The organism is Nonomuraea sp. NPDC049750 (assembly GCF_040659625.1).
GTDB lineage: Bacteria > Actinomycetota > Actinomycetes > Streptosporangiales > Streptosporangiaceae > Nonomuraea.
In genome coordinates this window covers 118,659-134,816 of sequence record NZ_JBFANB010000017.1, presented here as the reverse complement: position 1 = coordinate 134,816, position 16,158 = coordinate 118,659, and the positions used below count along the sequence as shown (strand labels likewise).

At 68.5% G+C, this 16,158-nt stretch carries 17 protein-coding genes and 1 pseudogene; 7 read left to right on the top strand and 11 right to left on the bottom strand.

Features of this window, described 5'->3' with window-relative positions; translation table 11 throughout:
• Nucleotides 1–16: 16 nt before the first annotated feature.
• Complete coding sequence (locus tag AB0J16_RS36265) at nucleotides 17–223, top strand: hypothetical protein (protein WP_358548127.1); 207 nt, start codon at nucleotides 17–19, stop codon at nucleotides 221–223.
• A gap of 376 nt (nucleotides 224–599) precedes the next feature.
• Here the strand turns inward: AB0J16_RS36265 and AB0J16_RS36260 are convergent, their stop codons facing one another.
• From AB0J16_RS36260 to AB0J16_RS36250, 3 genes are all read right to left on the bottom strand, one after another.
• The gene (locus AB0J16_RS36260) at nucleotides 600–1,775 is read right to left on the bottom strand and encodes a tyrosine-type recombinase/integrase (protein ID WP_358548125.1); all 1,176 of its coding nucleotides are present in this window, start codon (nucleotides 1,773–1,775) and stop codon (nucleotides 600–602) included.
• 290 nt (nucleotides 1,776–2,065) lie between these two features.
• Nucleotides 2,066–4,321, bottom strand: a complete 2,256-nt coding sequence (locus AB0J16_RS36255) for a transposase (protein ID WP_358548124.1) — start codon at nucleotides 4,319–4,321, stop codon at nucleotides 2,066–2,068.
• Nucleotides 4,322–4,336: 15 nt separating this feature from the next.
• A complete protein-coding gene (locus tag AB0J16_RS36250; RefSeq protein WP_358548122.1) occupies nucleotides 4,337–5,188 on the bottom strand; it encodes a DUF4158 domain-containing protein in 852 nt (283 codons plus the stop codon).
• A gap of 348 nt (nucleotides 5,189–5,536) precedes the next feature.
• On the opposite strand from AB0J16_RS36250, the gene AB0J16_RS36245 reads away from it, so the two are divergent.
• On the top strand, nucleotides 5,537–6,259 hold the full coding sequence (locus AB0J16_RS36245; protein ID WP_358548119.1) for a Tn3 family transposase: 723 nt from the start codon (nucleotides 5,537–5,539) through the stop codon (nucleotides 6,257–6,259).
• 78 nt (nucleotides 6,260–6,337) lie between these two features.
• Here the strand turns inward: AB0J16_RS36245 and AB0J16_RS36240 are convergent, their stop codons facing one another.
• Nucleotides 6,338–6,970, bottom strand: a complete 633-nt coding sequence (locus AB0J16_RS36240) for a CGNR zinc finger domain-containing protein (protein WP_358548117.1) — start codon at nucleotides 6,968–6,970, stop codon at nucleotides 6,338–6,340.
• 87 nt (nucleotides 6,971–7,057) lie between these two features.
• Here AB0J16_RS36240 and AB0J16_RS36235 point away from each other — a divergent pair, with 87 nt between their 5' ends.
• Entirely contained in the window at nucleotides 7,058–7,393 is a 336-nt protein-coding gene (locus AB0J16_RS36235) for a VOC family protein (protein WP_358548114.1), read from the top strand.
• A gap of 31 nt (nucleotides 7,394–7,424) precedes the next feature.
• A complete protein-coding gene (locus AB0J16_RS36230) occupies nucleotides 7,425–7,850 on the top strand; it encodes an SRPBCC family protein (protein WP_358548112.1) in 426 nt (141 codons plus the stop codon).
• Here AB0J16_RS36230 and AB0J16_RS36225 read toward each other — a convergent pair.
• Nucleotides 7,847–8,552, bottom strand: a pseudogene (locus AB0J16_RS36225) (IS481 family transposase); the annotation flags it as partial. The gene AB0J16_RS36230 and the pseudogene AB0J16_RS36225 overlap by 4 nt on opposite strands.
• A gap of 313 nt (nucleotides 8,553–8,865) precedes the next feature.
• On the opposite strand from AB0J16_RS36225, the gene AB0J16_RS36220 reads away from it, so the two are divergent.
• Both AB0J16_RS36220 and AB0J16_RS36215 read left to right on the top strand, forming a co-directional pair.
• The gene (locus tag AB0J16_RS36220) at nucleotides 8,866–9,063 is read left to right on the top strand and encodes a hypothetical protein (protein WP_358548109.1); all 198 of its coding nucleotides are present in this window, start codon (nucleotides 8,866–8,868) and stop codon (nucleotides 9,061–9,063) included.
• Between the two features lie 431 nt (nucleotides 9,064–9,494).
• Complete coding sequence (locus tag AB0J16_RS36215; RefSeq protein ID WP_358548107.1) at nucleotides 9,495–9,695, top strand: hypothetical protein; 201 nt, start codon at nucleotides 9,495–9,497, stop codon at nucleotides 9,693–9,695.
• A gap of 68 nt (nucleotides 9,696–9,763) precedes the next feature.
• Here the strand turns inward: AB0J16_RS36215 and AB0J16_RS36210 are convergent, their stop codons facing one another.
• A complete protein-coding gene (locus AB0J16_RS36210) occupies nucleotides 9,764–10,048 on the bottom strand; it encodes a hypothetical protein (RefSeq protein WP_358548104.1) in 285 nt (94 codons plus the stop codon).
• 502 nt (nucleotides 10,049–10,550) lie between these two features.
• Between AB0J16_RS36210 and AB0J16_RS36205 the strand changes: the two genes are divergently transcribed.
• Nucleotides 10,551–10,865: a DUF4158 domain-containing protein gene (locus tag AB0J16_RS36205; protein WP_358548101.1), complete on the top strand. Its 315-nt coding sequence runs from the start codon at nucleotides 10,551–10,553 to the stop codon at nucleotides 10,863–10,865.
• Between the two features lie 17 nt (nucleotides 10,866–10,882).
• Here the strand turns inward: AB0J16_RS36205 and AB0J16_RS36200 are convergent, their stop codons facing one another.
• From AB0J16_RS36200 to AB0J16_RS36180, 5 genes are all read right to left on the bottom strand, one after another.
• Nucleotides 10,883–11,671 (bottom strand): class I SAM-dependent methyltransferase, encoded by a 789-nt coding sequence (locus tag AB0J16_RS36200; protein WP_358548099.1) that lies wholly within the window; start codon nucleotides 11,669–11,671, stop codon nucleotides 10,883–10,885.
• Between the two features lie 45 nt (nucleotides 11,672–11,716).
• Nucleotides 11,717–13,327: an ABC transporter permease gene (locus tag AB0J16_RS36195; RefSeq protein WP_358548097.1), complete on the bottom strand. Its 1,611-nt coding sequence runs from the start codon at nucleotides 13,325–13,327 to the stop codon at nucleotides 11,717–11,719.
• Nucleotides 13,324–14,256 carry an ABC transporter ATP-binding protein gene (locus AB0J16_RS36190; protein ID WP_358548095.1) on the bottom strand — a complete coding sequence of 311 codons (933 nt, stop codon included), beginning with the start codon at nucleotides 14,254–14,256 and terminating at the stop codon, nucleotides 13,324–13,326. Before AB0J16_RS36190 ends, AB0J16_RS36195 begins: the two co-directional genes overlap by 4 nt.
• Nucleotides 14,249–14,923, bottom strand: coding sequence for a TetR family transcriptional regulator (locus AB0J16_RS36185; RefSeq protein ID WP_358548092.1), 675 nt, complete (start codon nucleotides 14,921–14,923; stop codon nucleotides 14,249–14,251). Before AB0J16_RS36185 ends, AB0J16_RS36190 begins: the two co-directional genes overlap by 8 nt.
• Before the next feature lie 381 nt (nucleotides 14,924–15,304).
• On the bottom strand, nucleotides 15,305–16,102 hold the full coding sequence (locus tag AB0J16_RS36180) for a tyrosine-type recombinase/integrase (RefSeq protein ID WP_358548090.1): 798 nt from the start codon (nucleotides 16,100–16,102) through the stop codon (nucleotides 15,305–15,307).
• Nucleotides 16,103–16,158 lie beyond the last annotated feature (56 nt).

Genomic DNA, 16,158 nt, shown 5'->3' with positions numbered 1-16,158 from the left:
CCTTAGGAGAGATGCAATGACGAGCAACAACACGCCCCCGCCCGCAGGTCTCGGGATCTGGGCAAATCTCGGGATCTGGATCGCATTTGGCGCTGCCTTCGGCCTCCTCGTCGGGGGTCTTTTCGACAACGTCGCTCTCGGCGTCGCGCTAGGTCCGGGCCTGGGTGTGGCCGCCTGGGCCGTCTTCATCGCGCCGCGAAGGAATGCCCGCCGCGACTCCTGAGCGTCGCACCCGGGTATCGGCTACGGAGGTCGTAGGCGCCACCGGGAAGTCCAGGAAGCAACGCAACGGCGCTGGCGATGGTGGCCGCGTCAGATGATCGCGCCCCGGCGGGCCGAGATCTGGTGGCGGTTGAGTTGGATCAGCAGCCGGCGCGGAGCGCGCCACCACCATGGCGATGTGGTATCGGTACAGCTTGGTCGAACCGACGCCAGGCCAAGCGGTGTTCCATACTCGGCCCACACTCAGCGTCATCGACGCAGCTGGCGGTCCAGGCGCTCCCGGCGTCGCGCCTGCCGTCATAGCACTCGCCGACCCGGATCGTCGACTGGGCGGATGGCTACGCTGCCCGTCGCGTTGGGGTGCTCAGGTCTCGCGGTCATAGGTCTTCGACGTAGTCGGCGGCGATGTCGTCGGGTGGGTTGGTGTACAGGCGCAGGTAGCGGTCGTTGGCGTGGCCGAGGCGGCGCTCGAGTTCGGCGCGGTTGTGGCCGGAGGCCTGCGACAGGCCGTAGGCGAAGGTGTGCCGGGCGTCGTGCGGGCGCAGGGTGCCGAGCTTGCGGTCGGGGTCGGGCATCTGGGCGTCGTGCAGGCGGCCGATCTCGCCGACGATGGTGTTGATGGAGCGGGCCGAGAGGCGGCCGTCGGGGCGGCGGGCGGCGATGGAGGCGGCCGACAGCAGCAGCGCGGCCGGGCCGGAGCTGGCGGCGGCGTCGCCGGGCCGCTCCTGGTCGAGGTAGTCGGCCAGCGCCTGGCGGGCGTCGCGGCCCAGGAACACGGTGCGGCTGGTGCGGCCCTTGCCGCGCACGCCGACAAGGCGCGCCTTCTTGGCCTGGCGCAGCCGCTCGGGCGCGGCCGGCTCCAGCTGGTCCAGCTCCAGGCCGACCAGCTCCGCGCGGCGCAGCCCGGTGCCGAACAGCAGGTAGATGATGGCCCGGTCGCGCAGCGGGCGAGCGTGGGCGTGCACCCGGGGCGTGGCGGCGCCACGGTGACGGCGGCCCTTGAGCTCGTGGAAGGTCTCGATCCGGTCCACGACGTTCTTGACGGTGCGCACCTGGGCGGCGGCCAGCGCTCGCGGCTGCGGGGCGGGCAGTGGTAGCGGGGGGACTTTCTTGGTCGGGTCGCCGTGGCGCAGCAACCCTTCGGGGGCGTGCGCGGTGATCCAGGTGAACAGCGCTGACAGGTGCGCGAGGTGGTTGTTGACGGTCGCTGGCGTCATCGGCGCGGGCATGTTGTCGCGGCCGCGGTTGCCGGCGGCGGCCAGGTGGTCGCGCCAGGCTGCGATCTCGCGCGGGGTGACGGCCGAGAGCCGGTCGTGCCCGAGGCCGCCGGTGATCCAGGCGCCGAAGCGCTCCAGGTGCCGGGAGATCTTGGCGGTGACCTCAGCTGAGCGGACTCCGCGCACGGCGAGATCGAGGTAGCGCTCCGTCCAGACCGGGAGGCTGTCGTCGGCCGGATCGAGGCGTTCGGGAAGCCCGACCACCTTTCGTGAAGTGATTTCGGCGCGATCCTGCCCGGCGAGCAGGGACGCCGAGCTGGGGGTGGAGGACGGCATGCAGCCACATTACTTCACGGAAGGGTCATTTCCTGAAGAGAGTCAGCCAAGCGCGAGCTTGGGCCAGCAGCTCGTTTGGGGCTCATGACACGTTTCTTACCGGCACCCCAACTTCGTCGAACGAATGCTCGGACGCAGGTCGCGGGGATGGCCGGGAGGGTCATGTACCGGAGAATAGGCTGTTATCACGTACATGCCTGGACTCTTCGCGGCAAGTGCTAGGCGGGCGGTGCCTGTCATGTCCGGGCTGTCATCGCGGGGCGGCCAGCCAGCACCAAACGCCTCCATGATCAAGCGGCCAGCTCGACGTCGCTGAAGTCGACCTCCTTCAGCAGCGGATCGAATGGATCGGGCCGGTGACGAAGCTCATCGGTCGCGTACGCACCGAAGCGGCTGATGTGGGCCCGCAGGTAGGGGGCGATCTGGCCGAGGTGGTCGGCGGTGATGCTCCAGCCTTCGGCGACAAGCTGCCGCACGACGTCGGAGATGTCCAGCGCGTTGTGGAAGACGACCAGGTTGGCCAGCAGGGTGTTGAACTTGATCAGTTTCTCCTGCTCTTCGGGGTCGTTGTCGGCCAGCACCCCGCCGAACCCGAGCCACTTGGAGAATCCGTTGTAGGACTCGACCTTGTTGGTCGCCGCGGTCACCCGCGCCCGCAACGCCGGGTCGGCCAGATACCGCAACAACGCCACTGTGCGCACGCTGCGGCCGACCTCACGGAAGGCCTTGTAGATGCGGTTCTTACGGGAGTTGGACCGCAGCCGCCGCATCAGCGTGGCCGAGGACAGGCGGCCCTCACTGATGGAGATCGCCACCTGCATCAGGTCGATCCAGTGCTTGTCGATCAGCTTCCAGTCGATGACGTTGCGGCCGCTCTCCCCGAACAGCTGGTCGATGTGCGGATAGGCGATCTTCTCAGAGGCGCGGAAGAAGATCAGGTCCTTGAAATTGCGGATACGCGGCATCAGGTCGAACCCGAACAACGTGTCCAGGGTGAAGACCGGGAAGTTCTGGCCCTGGGTGTCGGCATGCACGGTGGAGGGCTGGATGTCGGAGTCGTTGGCCAGCAACCCTTCGATCAGGTGCACCGCCTCCCACACCCCGCACGGGATGAACCGGGAGAACAGCGCCACGTAGGTGTCGGAGATGTAGTGGTAGGCGATGCCGCCGAATCCTCCGTACCGGATGCTGGTCTCGGCCAGGAGATTGTCGATGTAGGTGTCCACCTGGGTGCCGTCGGCGGCCACCGTGCTGCCGTCCCCCCATGCCTTGATCACGTCCAGCTCGGCGAAGGCGTTGACCACGTCGGCGATCGCGGCGTTCAGCTTCTTCAGGGTGATGTGCCGGTTGCGGACCATGGACAGCTCGCGGGCGGTGACGCCGGCGATGTGCTTGGCCGCCTCGTACGGGCCGATGTTGATGCCGCCGGTGAACACGGCCAGCGAGTACCGCCCCAGCTTGTCCTTGATCTTGGGGTCGGAGCCGGAGGCCGGGCCGAAGTGGCGATACCAGGTGAGCCAGTGGGCCGTGCGCGCCACGATCGACAGCAGCGAGCGTTCGGGCATGCGCCGCTCGATCTCGGCCGCCAGCCGCTCGGCCTCCGCATCGCTGCCCTTACCGCGGCGGCGCTTGAGGGTGGGCACACCACCCTCGTCGATGACCAGGTCGGCGTTGTCGAGGTAGCCGGCGTCCAAATGCGCGGCCGCGCTCAGATGGGCGCCCTTGAGGTGGGCGACGAAACCGGCGGGGGTGTCGGGCAGGCCGACCTTCTCGCAGAACGCCGCCAGTTTCGGCTGGCATTCGTCCCAGGGCAGCAGGTGAGCGCTCCAGTCGGCGTAATCGTTCGAGCCGAGCACGGCCACGTCGCCGGTGCGCAGTTCCTCGGCCAGGTAGCAGAACACCATGGCCTCGAAGTGCCGCCGCGCGACCATGCCGGGCCGTCTGCGGTCGGTCACCGCGCGCCGCCAGTTGCCCGAGGCGAACGCGATGCCCGACTCCGGGACGTCCTCCTCCACCGGGGGCGGCAGCGGGATGAAGTCGCGCCGCTTGGGTGAGTGCTCGCGGGGGTGCGCCAGCGCGGCCAGTACCGAATCGTCGCTGGAGGTGGCCTTCAGCCGCAGCTTGCCCGCCAGTTCGAACGGCGCCGGCCGGTCCTTCTTGAAGAACCGGTACACCAGCAGCTCGTGGGCGTCGCCGTGGAAGGCAGCGACCTCCTCGATGTCGGCCAGCTGCGCGGCGAACCCGCCGGCCTGCTCCACCGCCGCCCGTACGGTCTGCATGCTGTGGGTCTGCACTACGAGCGCCGACAGCATCTCGCCGAGCGCTTGGACCTGCCCGGCGCCTGCCGCGCAAGAGGTCACCGCCTCCATGGCCCGCGCCACCGCCTCGACTCCGGCGGCCGAGGCCTCGCTGCCGGGGTCGAGACGTTCCAACACCTGGCGGTAGGTGCCGATCAGCCGCTCGCTCATCGCGCGCTGGCGAGCGCGGATCTCCTCCAGCTCCGCCTTGGCCCGCTTGACGTGGGAGGCCATCCGCTTGCACAACATCTCGGCCAGGTCATCTCAGGCCCGCATCCGGGCGGTGTGCGTCAGGCACGCCAGCAACGCCACCTGCTTGACCGGGTCGTAGCGCGACAGAATGTCGACATCCTGGGCGTCGGCCTCACCAGCGAAGTCGGCGATCTTCGACGGCGCGATGCCGTCCAGCCAGGCGTCGGTGTCGCCGAGCGCGTCCACCTGGTCCAGCCATCTCACCTGCTCGCGGAATCGCGACCAGGTGGCCCGCTGGGCGGGCTTCTTGAGCCGGTTGAACGTCGATTTGCCATCCGGCCCGACGACGAGCAGACCTTCCATCCGGGCCCGGCCGGCCTCGCCCATCCGCTGCAGGATCGTGGCGAAGATGGTGGTGTTCACCTCGGCCCGAATGCTGGTGGCCAGGTCCTCCAGCGTCGTGTATCCGAGTAGTTCCAGCCGGAGCCGGAGTAATTCCTCGATCGCGACGTTGATCAGGTCTGCCGGGTTGTTCTTGGCTTGGGCCGCCTTCCGGATCGCCACTGCGGCAATCGCCCGGGCCCGGCCCGCGTCGTACTTCACGCCCTGACGCTGGCGCACCAGCTTGCGATGCGCCTTTGCGCTGCCGGAGGAGCCATGGTCCGGCCAGACATCGTCGGCCAACTCCAGGCAGCGCCGAACGTGGTCGATCACCACCTCGGGGATCTCGTCCGGGGACGGGAAGCGCGCCATCTTCTGGAAGCACTTCAACGCCAGCACCAGCGCGAAGCACGACTCCGGGCTGCCGGTCCGTTTTTCAGCCCAATCCACCTCTTCCGGCGACGGCGTGAAGAACACGTGCAGCACCTGCGCCGAGGTCAGCCGCTTGAACTGCGGATAGGCGGTCCGCTCGATCCACGTCATCCAAGGCCGTCCCTCGCCTCGATCCCGGCGTCCAGACGCCGAAACCGTAGCGACGACCAACTCCAGCAGACGCCTTGTTCACCAAACCGCAATCAAGCCCAAGCAGAGGGCCACATCATCCGAGGAACACCCCCTCTGACTAGCCGTTCAGCAGCCCCACTGTCCCTTTCTCCCGTACTTGGTCTGCCCCCTGGAGGGAGAGCGGCTCCGCGGGCGGGGAGGGCCAGAATGCAGAGTTGACGGATCTGCTTGGCGAGCGATACGCGCGAATGACTGACGACGGCGGGTTCGGCCGCTGAGGCGGGGCTCGTGATCAGCGCGGTCATCGCAATGAGTAGAACCGCGACGGTGACGCATAAGCGCCGCCTTGCTAAGGCGCTCACCCCGCGATTGCGGGACCTGACCCGGGTCACCCTGGCACGGGACGACACCCCGACCGAGATCGCCAAGCGCTACCCGCGCGCCGGGCCGCTGCTAGGCGCGCGCTGGAATGAGGACCTCATCGCCGACTGCTGGCTGGACCTGCTGCGGATAGCTGGATCGCTGAAATACGGACAGGCCACCGCCTCGCTGATCGTCGGCAAGTGGTCGGCCGCCTCCCGGCAGAACACCCTGGCCGCCGCTCTGAAGGAATGGGGCATGCTGCGCAGGACCGTCCATCTGGCCAAATACCTGTCGGACCCAGCCTTCAGAAGGAAGATCTCGCGACAACTGAACAAGAGGGAAAGCCTGCACGCACTGCGCCGCGACCTGCACTGCGCCCAGCAGGGCACCATCACCCGCCCGTACCCGGAACAGCAGACGGAGCAGGCGTGGTGCCTGACCCTGCTGACCAACTCGGTGGTCGCGTGGACGGCCGAATATTATTCCAGAGCTGTGCTGGAGCTGCGCTCCCAGGGCCGGGAGGTGAGCGACGAGATCCTGTCACACATCTCGCCCGGCCACAGCGACAACATCAACTTCTTCGGCGTCATCAACGTGGACGTCGAGGCGGCACCGGCCAAGCTCGACACCAGCGGATGGCGACCGCTTCGGCCCGTCCAACTGCGCCAACCGGGGCTGACCCCGTGACCTGGGTCCCTCGAAGAGGCACAAAGCCCCGCACCTGCCCGGACGGAGTGCGAGGCCGGTGGGCCAACGGCGCGGGGGTTATCGGTTCGTCGGCTGGCTCGCGATCAAGGGCGCGGTGGACTTGCGGTGGTGAGAGGCGCGGGCTTTGGCGCGGTTCCCGCAGATGTCCATGGAGCACCAGGTCCGGCGCCGATTGCGGGAGTGGTCGTAGTAGGCCCATCGGCAGCTCGGCTCCCGGCAGGCCTTCAGCCGCGTCCACGTGCCCTCCGCTACGGTCTCGGCCACGACGGCGAGCAGCCTGGCCAGCGCCGCCTCCACCGGTGCCGCGGTGCGGGCGATCAGCCGGGGCGGGAAGACGGTCACGTCGAGCATCAGCGGGAAGTCGCGGGTGAGGTCGGCGAGTTCGGCGCGGGCGGCGGGATTGAGGCCGTCCGGGCGCGGACTGGAGACCGGCTCGGTGTTGTTCTCGGCGATCAGCGCGCGTAGTCCCTCGCGGATGCGTTCGGCACGGTTGCGCTGCTCGGCGTTCACCACCGTGTCGGCTGGCACAAGGCCGCGGGCGCGCAACCACGTCGCCAGCTGTTGCGGGGTTGCGATGTCGTCGCCGTCGCGGCGGCGGGTGTTGATGAATTCCTCGATCACGCGCAGCGGCATCGGCGCCGTCCCGGCCTCGAGGTTGTCCGGCACGGGCTCGGCAGCACGCTCATCCATCACGCCTCGTAGCCTACCCGGCTATCGGCGATGGTAGGTTATCTAACTGGCGTAACCGATACGTCAGTTAGATCGAAGGGATCGCTGGTGAGCATCAGCATCGGCAACATCTGCATCGACACCAACGACCTGGCCGGCGGCACCGCCTTCTGGCGGGCGGTTACGGGGTACCAGGTCGCGTCCTCGGACGAAGGCACCACCTACCTGCAGGACGCGAACAAGAACGGCGTCGGCCTGTCCCTGCAGTCCGTGCCCGAAAGCCGGGAGGGCAAGAACCGGCTGCACCTGGACCTGTTCACCGATGACCTGGCAGGCGAGGTGGACCGGATCCGGGCTCTCGGCGCGACCGAAGTCCAGCGTTTCGACGGCTGGATCGTGCTGGCCGACCCCGAGGGCAACCAGTTCTGCGTCGTAGCCGCATAGGCATCCCATCCCCACTACAGAAGAGACAGACATGGCCTCCGTGCAGAAGGAAATCATCATCGACGCCGACCCCGCGGCCGTGTGGGAGATCATCAGTGACTTCACAGACGGGCCCGTCCGGATGGCGCCGGGCTTCGTCACCGACAGCCGGCTCGACGAACACGAACCGGACGTCAGGGTCGTCACGTTCGCCGACGGAACGGTGCTGCGGGAGCGGCTCATCGCGCTCGACGAGGAGCCGCGCCGGCTCGTCTTCTCAGTCATCGGCGGCACCATGCAGCCGGACCACGACAACGCCTCGATGCAGGTCATCCCGCGCGGGGACGGCGGCAGCCGGTTCATCTGGATCCACGACGTGCGACCGGACGACCTTGCCCTCCCGATGGGCGCCGGAATGGACCACGGCCTGAGCGTCTTCAAGCGGACGGTGGAGTCCGCCGACGAGCGCCTTGGCTAGGTGTACTGATCGGGGACGTTGACCAACCGCGAGAAGGGCGGCTGGTTGGCGCACGCGGTGTGGGGCCGGTGGTGGTTGTAGTCGTGCAGCCAGTCCGGGAGCGCGTCTCGGCGTTCTGCCTCTGAGGCGTAGCAGCGGGCGCAGGCCCATCCGTCGGCCATGGTGCGGTGGAGGCGCTCGACGTTCCGTTGGTCTGGGGCCGGTACGGCCGGGTGTACTTCGGCCGGATCGACAGCGCCTCGCGGGTGTCCCGCCATAGGTGGGACCGGTAGGCGCTGCCGTTGTCGGACAGGACGCGCTCGATGGTGACGCCGCGCTGGGCGAACCAGTCGACGGCTCGGTGCAGCACGCCTGCAGCCGTGATGGCGGTTTCGTCCTCGTGGACCTCGGTGTACGCGAAGCGGGAGTAGTCGTCGAGGACGGTGTGGACGTAGGCGCAGCCGAGCTTTGGGCCACCGTACTGGTTGCGTGGCTTGCCGGGGGTGCCGGCTCGGTTGCGGTCACCTTGGCGGCGGCCGACGTAGCGCCGGCCGCCGCCGTCGGGGATGTTCCCGAGCTCCTTCACGTCGACGTGGCTGAACGGGGCCCTTCCCGCAACCGCATTCGCAAGCTCACGCACCGCTTCGACACGGCCTTGGACGTCTTGTTCGGCGACGACTTCGGCCGGGACGAGCGGTCATGCATGGGCTCGGCGGCCAGGTATACAGGTTGAATGCGTAGAGTCTTCACGGCGTGACGGATAGCGCCCGGTGCGATACGACCGTGGTATGCGGTACGGGCAAATGGGCGGGTACACGCCCGCCGAGCAGTGTCGGCGGTCTTCTAATTGAGCCGGAAAGACCGCTGACAAGCAGGAACGGCGCGAGCGTCTACGGCTGCAAGCGGCCGAGTGGTTCGAGGCCGGAGAACGACCAAAACGGTCGCCGCACGGTTACGGGTCCACGAGCGGTCGGGGACCTGCTGGCGCAAGGCCTGGCGCGAGGGCGGGACGCAGGCGCTGCGCTCGAAGGGGCCCGTGTCGAAGGAGAAGCTGTCGGCCAAGCAGTGGGAGCGACTCGAGACCGAGCTTCGGCGCGGCCCGCTGGCCTGGGGATACGACGAAAACCAGTGCTGGACGCTGGGCCGCATCAAGATGCTGATCGGCCGGCTGTTCCACATCGGCTACACCATCGAGGGCGTGGGCGGGGTCTTGGGACTATCCGGCCGGAATTGAACGATAAGCCTCCACCGCAGGTCAGGGGTGCGTGCGAAGGGGCGTTGGTGGATGGGGTGCCCCAGATGCGGCACGCCTGCCCTATCTGTAGGTCATCGGCCTGGAAACGACCGGTACGATCGGGAGAAGATCACGAGCTGTCGCGCGGGCGTGGAATGAGGAGACCGGTTGAGCGATAGCGGGGCCGCTGATGCTGACAACGAGGCCGCGAAGGCGGCGCCTTCGTTCGAGCCGGTGCGGGTAGGGATGGCTGGCCGGACTGGCTCGGCCGTAGGCCGATCAGCTCGGTCGACCGGGATCGGATCCTGAAGGATCTGAGCGCCGATCAGGAAGAGCTGGACGCTGTCCAGCGACAGGCTGGCCTGCGTCTTGCGCCGCTGTTCTCGTCCGTGACCATCGAAGGGTTCGGCGGGCAAGGTGATCCACGGAAGGTGGCCCGGCTGCGAGTCGCAATCAATGCGGCGTGCAGGGTCGCGGCGGGCGATCGGCGGACCAGGTATCACGCGACCGATGGGCGCATCACGATCGGGATCGCTGGGCCGGACGCGCGTGAGCGGATCGCGGTGCTGCGCCGGCAGATCGCCAAGATCGGCGGTAGCCGGGGCTGGACGATCACCGAAGATCTGAACTGAGCCGGTTCTCGTGGTGAGTGGAGGCACTTCTCCACCATTCGAGAGCCGCTCCGGCGACCGTGCCGAGGTCAGCCAGATGCCACAGCCTCACCCGCCGGCTCTGCCGTCACCAACCGCACGGTGATCGTGGTCCCGTACATGCGTGCGGCCTCGAACAGGGTGTTGAGGACGTTGCTGAGGTGCTCGGCGTGGGAGCCGCTCAGCCGGTAGTGCCAGAGCGTGGTGACCGGAGCCCAGGTCATCACGGGCCTGATCATCGCCACTTGCCGGTCGAACTGCTCGGAATTCAACTCGCCGTTGGAACGAGCCGTCACGACCACGTCGAAGGTGTCCATGACGCCGTTGTACGCCATGGGACCTACACGATTACGGATGCCATCGGCGCGTAGGCGATGAAGAGGCCTGCCTGGATGTGCTCTGCGCGGTCCTATCGCACCCTTCGACGTTCCGCCGCCGCATGGGCCGCCGCCGAGGCCTGGTCAACCACTGCGTTCGTGGGGACTGGTCGTGTGTCACCCGGTGGGCCTCCGCTCCCGAAGATGTCCCCAGCCGCCAGGTTGCGGAGTGAGAGATCGCGATTGCGGTTCGTGATCGTTTCGGTGCGGTGAATGTGGCTGATTGGGCGGGCCGTCTCATCGTGTTCGTGCGGCACGTTCGTCGCCGAGCTTGCCCAGGAGAAACCCAGGAGAAAGAAGGGGGTCAGCCCACAAAAGCCCAAAACCCACATTGAGATGGTCTTGAAGGGTTGGGCGGGTGGGTTTGATGAAGCTGTGATCTTCTTCGTCTGTTGTGTGCGTGTTCGTCTCGCTACGGTGTGTCTCGTTTGTTGAGCGGGCCGGCCGGGAGGCGTGTGCGGTGACGTCGGTGGAGCGGACCGCCTATCGGGTGTTGCCGCGGTTGATGACGACGCGTGAGTTGTATCTGTTCTTCTCTCCTTCACAGGAGGAGAGGGCGTGGGCGCAGGAGAAGACCGACACCGATGAACACCTGTTGGCGTTGACGCTCGCGCTCAAGTGCTCTCAGCGGCTGGGCCGCTTCGCCAAGGCTCGCGAGGTGCCAGTCGTGGTGGTGGAGCACGTGCGGCGGTGTCTGGAGCTGATGGATCGCGGGATCGCGGCCCTGGTCGACCCGGCCCGGCTGGCGGCGATGGACCTGCCCGACCCGGCGTGAGTCGCCGGCCGGAATCGTCAGAAACGGTAGTGCGCGACCGTGGTGCCTAGCCTGGAGAAGGTCGTGCTGAGCGCCGACAGTCGGGTCCACAGGCGCAGGGCCGTCGGGAACTGGTCGACCTCGGGCTCCCGGGTGAGCAGGATGTGCCGGATCAGGGTCAGTCGCGGGTTCCACCGTACGGGGTCGAGGCGGTCGAAGCCGGGGGACTTGAAGAGGGGGATTAGGAACCGGCTGCCAGAGTAGTGTTTCGCGGCCCAGACGGTGAATCGGGTGTAGACGTTGAACGCTATCTCCCCGCTGGGAAAGTGGCTGGTGAGACGGTCCAGCAGAGTGATCATCTCTTCCTGGGAGAGGAAGGGCAGCACGCCGTCGGCGACGATCACGGCGGGGCGGTCGGCGGGGAGCGCCTCCAGCCAGCCGGGCTCGGTCAGGTCCGCGCCGATCGTGTGCGTGTGCGGCCGATCGGGGATGACCCGGTGCCGGGCGTCCACGACTTCGGGGAAGTCGACGTCATACCAGTCAGCCGTGTGCGGCGGGTCGATGCGGAGGGCCCGGGTGTCGAGGCCGGCCCCCAGGTCGATGCCGATCGCGTTGGGATGGCGGGCGATGAACTGCTGCGCGATCTCGTCCAGTTTCTTGGCGCGCTGGGCGACGTCGATGGCCGAGGCCGCGCTCCAGCGGAGTTTGCGGTGGTCGTAGCCGGTCTTTTGGATGATCTCGTAGGCCATGCGGTCTCCGAGCATGGGGCTTGGCAGGCGGCTGTCGAGTGCTCGGCCGCACAGCGTCACCCACAGGGTTTCCTGCAACGGGGTCAGGGTAGGAAGAGTCACTCCCAATGATGTCCTCCAGGCTCAGGTGGTGGGCATGTCGCGTCGGGTGAATCCGGCCAGGCCGGCCGCGACGAAGGCTGCCGCGGCGACGGTCATGATGATCAGAGGCGCGGCCGCCATGTCCCCGCCGGGAAGTTTCGGTACGTGCTCGAAGACCGACAGGTCGATGACCCATTGGTCGAGCTGCAGTTCTCCGCCGACCCAGCCGAACAGCATGCTCACCATGGCCACGGCGAACGTGCCGGCGACCAGCCGGGGCAGCAGCCCGAACAGCGCGAACGCGATCCCGGTGAACACCCACACCACCGGGAGCTGCACGAGTGCTGCGGTCAGGAGACGGGGCAGCTCACGGGCGACGTCGCCGGTGTTGAGTCCGTGCGCCAGGCCGGCGGCCGCCCCGAAGGCCACCACCCCGAGCGCAGGACCGAGCAGCGCGAAGGCGAAGTGGCTGCCCGCCCAGCGCAGCCGGTTGGCCGGCGTGGCCAGCAGAGGCTCGGCCCGGCCGTCGCGCTCTTCATTCCTGAGCAACAGCGCGGACTGGATAGCGAAGCAGGCGCTGACCAGGCCGAGCATGGTCATCAAGGGCCCGAGGAACTGGTCGACGAGCGTGCCCGGACCGCCGAGCCGGGCGAGCGCCTCTCGCGCCGCGGCACCGCCGTTGTCCATCAGCGCGCCGAGGCTCGCCGACATCGCGCCGATCACCAACCCGACCAGCGTGAGCCCCACGACCCTGCTGATCAGCGGGCCGCGGTGCAGCCGCCAGGCCAGCGCCAGCGGGCTGCGCAGGCGCGGTCCCGCGGCGGCCGGCCCCAGCCGGGCCTGGAACATGCCGCTGCCGAGGTCGCGCCGCGCCGACAGCACTACGGCCAGCGCACTGAGTGCGATGACGACGATGGCTGCGGGCGCGAGGACCCACCAACGCTCGCCGCTGTAGGGCCGCAGCGCCTCCGCCCAGCCGAGCGGCGTCAGCCACGACACCCAGGCCGGCCCGTCACTGGTCTGTCCCGCGATGTCCCCGATGCCGCGCAGGATGAGCGCGGCGCCGAGCACGGTGATCCCGATGGCGCGTGCGCCGCCCGCGCCCGTCGTGAGCTGCGCGGTCACGGCGCCGATCGCGGCGAACACGCAGCCAGCCGTCGCTAACCCGAGCCCGAGCGCCAGGGAACCCGCCACCGGCAGGTCCTGGCCGATCAACGCCAACGCCGACGCCACGCCCAGGACGAGGCTGGCCACACAGGTGACGATCAGGGCGGCGGCCAGGTTCGCGTGCCGCGCCACCGCGGTCGCCCCGACCAACTCGCGCCGCCCGGCCTCCTCTTCCGTACGCGTGTGCCGGACGACCGTGAGCAGGGCGAGCAGCCCGACCATGAACGTGACGAACCCCGACCGCCAGGCCACAAGCTCGCCGAGGCTGGAGCCGTTCAGCACGCCGTAGGCGACGGTGAAGGCCCTGGTGTGGACGCTGGTCTCGTAGTAGGCCTGACGAGCCTCGGCCGTAGGGTACGCCCCGGTGAACGCGCCGACGAACACCACGGGGACCAGGCAGATGAAGACCACCCACAGGGGCAGCAGCCACCGGTCACGCCGCAACACCAGGCGGACGAGCTTTCCGGTGCCTGTCAAGGGGTTCATCGTGCCGCCTCCGCGTGCCTGCCACCGGCGCTCGCGCCCGCGCGGTCGTAATGCCGCAGGAACAGCTCCTCCAGCGTCGGCGGCCGGCTGACCAGGCTGCGCACGCCCGCTGCGGTGAGCTGACGCAACGCCGCGTCCAGCGCGGCGGCGTCGACGCTGAAGCGCACCCGGCCGCCGTCGGCACGCAGACCGTGCACCCCCGGCAGGCCTGCCAGCCCGTCCGGTGAGCCGGCCAGCTCGGCCTCGATGGCGGTGCGGGTGAGGTGGCGCAGTTCGGCCATGGTGCCGGACTCCACGGTACGGCCGTCGCGGATGATCGTGACGTGGTCGCAGAGCGCCTCGACCTCGGAGAGGATGTGGCTGGACAGCAGCACCGTACGGTCACCCGCGCGCTGCACTTCCTGGATCGTCTGCCGGAAGACCTCCTCCATCAGCGGGTCCAGGCCGGAGGTGGGTTCGTCGAAGACGAGGAGTTCGGCATCGGAGCACAGCGCGGCGACCAGGGCCACCTTCTGCCGGTTGCCTTTGGAGTAGGTGCGGCCCTTCTTGCGCGGGTCGAGGTCGAAGCGTTCGATCAGTTCGTCCCGGCGCCGCCGGTCGAGGCCGCCGCGCAGCCGGCCGAGCAGGTCGATGGTCTCGCCGCCGGACAGGTTGGGCCACAGGGTGACGTCGCCGGGCACGTACGCCAGGCGGCGGTGCAGTTCGCCGGCCTGTGTCCAGGGGTCGCCGCCGAGCAGCCGGGCGGTGCCCGCGTCGGGGCGCATCAGGCCCAGCAGGATCCTGATGGTGGTGCTCTTGCCCGCGCCGTTGGGCCCGAGGAATCCGTGCACCTCGCCGACCCGTACGACGAGGTCGAGGCCGTTCAGTGCCCGGGTCGGGCCGAACGACTTGACCAGTCCGGCCATAGTGATGGCATCGGTCTCAGCCATGATGGGTGTCCTTGCGCTGGAAATGATCTCCCTGCTCGGCCTCCCAGGCGGTCCGGGCGGCCTTGAGCATCGTGTCGTCCACGTACATGCCGTGGGTGTAGATCTCGAGCATGGGCAGCCCGACGCGCTGCAGCACGTCGAGGCCCATGCGGTCGTAACCGAGCGCCCGCGTCAGGGCCGGCGCCATGGTCAGCGTGGCGAGGCTGATCAGCACGGTGAGCACGGCCAGTGCCCGCACGTCCGAGGAGGGGCGCATCGAGCCATCGGCGATTCCGGCCCGGAAGAACTCCTCGGTCTCCTCCACCAGCGTGTTGACGAACGTGGTGGCCGCCGAGGAGTCCTCCTCGATCGCGCGCACCATGTACTGCACGTGGAGGCCGTATTCCTCCGGGTTCGCCAGATATTCGCGGGACAGATCCGGCACGCCGGCCGGGCGGGCGGAGGTCCGGGCGCGCCGCACCAGTATCTGCAGGACATGGTCGTCGCAGACGCTGCGCAGATGGTCCTTGCTTCCGAAGTGGCGAATGATCAGGGCGGCGCTCACTCCTGCGGTGGCCGCGATGGCACGCAGGTTTGTCTTCTGGAAGCCGTCGCGGGCGAAGTGCGCGATGGCGGCATTACGGATCTTGGCCTGAGCGGTCAGATCCGATAAGAGAGATGAACACACATTTACTATAATAAACATGTGTTTAGTGACGTGGCAACCCGGGGTCAGAACGTGGTCAGGACGATCTTTCTGGGGGGCGGCCGGAATACGCCAGAAACGGGCCGTAGGGAGTCCATGGCTAACTCTCACCTGCGGCTTCAGGCGCAGTGACGCTCCCGAGCCCGGCGACGACGATGGCGGTGATGTCCGCGATGTGGGCCGAGCGCTTCCCCAGGCGCGGGTTGGCTGGCCGGGCCAACACGCTGCCGGATTTCACCCCGGGCGAGTGAGAGCGCTCCGGCGAAGAGGCGATCGTCGCGGGCTGAGGCTCGTCACCGGCAGATGCCACCCTCGGTCGGGAGGTGCGGGGGCAGCGCTACACAACCAGCCCGGGTGCGGGGTTCACGCCCGCCTGCGGTTGCCCCGCCGGAGTGGATCGCGGGCGACGTGGTCGGCGACGGCGTCGACGCCGGGCCGGGCGTAGCGTTCCAGGGAGCGGACGGAGGCGTGGCGGGAGCGGACCAGCAGGGTGGGGGTGTTGGTCCCGTCCTCCGCTTCATGGGTCAAGGCGGAGTGACGCAATTGGTGCAATGTCCACCCGCCGCGAGCCTCGAGCTCGGCCGGGTCGGTGATGCCGGGGTGGGCCAGCGGTCGGGTGAGCGTCTCGAACAGTTCGGCGGCGCGCCGGTACGACAGCCGGGCCCGCCCGGTGGCTGGGCAGACATCGCCGCTCGGGGTGCGGGCGGGCGCGCGGCGGTCGGTGAGGAACACCGGGCCGCGGGTGCGGCCCTTCAGCAGTCGGGGCAGCAGTTGGGCGGTGCCGGACTGCCAGTGCACCCAGTCGATGCTGCCGCCCTTGGAGGTAACCCGGCCGCGCTTGTCGACCGGCAGCAGGTCCTCGATGTCGAGGCAGAGGATCTCCTCGGCCCGGGCGCACGTTTCATACAGGGCCTTCCAGAGCGCGCGTTCGCGCAAGCCGGCCTTCAGCTCGAACAGGTCGGTGATCTGCTCGCGCGTCAGTGCCCGGGTGCGGTTTGGTGGTGCGGGCCGGCGCTCGATGCCGATGATCGGGTTGCCGGCCAGCCAGCCGCGGGCGCACCACCAGGCGATGGCGGCCTTCATCACCGCCAGCCATGTCGCTCCCTTGGACCGTTTGGACTGGCCGAAGTAGTGCGGGTTCGGCCGCCCGTAGAAACGCATGGCGTCCCTTCGATAGGTCGAGGAGGCCGCCAATGGTGGCGGCCCCCTCGGTGCGG

Bases quoted from the DNA above. Each gene is read 5' to 3' on its own strand.
- AB0J16_RS36195 (WP_358548097.1), bottom strand. From the start codon at position 13,327: ATGAACCCCTTGACAGGCACCGGAAAGCTCGTCCGCCTGGTGTTGCGG.
- AB0J16_RS36255 (WP_358548124.1), bottom strand. From the start codon at position 4,321: ATGTTGTGCAAGCGGATGGCCTCCCACGTCAAGCGGGCCAAGGCGGAG.
- AB0J16_RS36190 (WP_358548095.1), bottom strand. From the start codon at position 14,256: ATGGCTGAGACCGATGCCATCACTATGGCCGGACTGGTCAAGTCGTTC.
- AB0J16_RS36180 (WP_358548090.1), bottom strand. From the start codon at position 16,102: ATGCGTTTCTACGGGCGGCCGAACCCGCACTACTTCGGCCAGTCCAAA.
- AB0J16_RS36210 (WP_358548104.1), bottom strand. From the start codon at position 10,048: ATGGCGTACAACGGCGTCATGGACACCTTCGACGTGGTCGTGACGGCT.
- AB0J16_RS36240 (WP_358548117.1), bottom strand. From the start codon at position 6,970: ATGGATGAGCGTGCTGCCGAGCCCGTGCCGGACAACCTCGAGGCCGGG.
- AB0J16_RS36250 (WP_358548122.1), bottom strand. From the start codon at position 5,188: ATGACGTGGATCGAGCGGACCGCCTATCCGCAGTTCAAGCGGCTGACC.
- AB0J16_RS36260 (WP_358548125.1), bottom strand. From the start codon at position 1,775: ATGCCGTCCTCCACCCCCAGCTCGGCGTCCCTGCTCGCCGGGCAGGAT.
- AB0J16_RS36265 (WP_358548127.1), top strand. From the start codon at position 17: ATGACGAGCAACAACACGCCCCCGCCCGCAGGTCTCGGGATCTGGGCA.
- AB0J16_RS36230 (WP_358548112.1), top strand. From the start codon at position 7,425: ATGGCCTCCGTGCAGAAGGAAATCATCATCGACGCCGACCCCGCGGCC.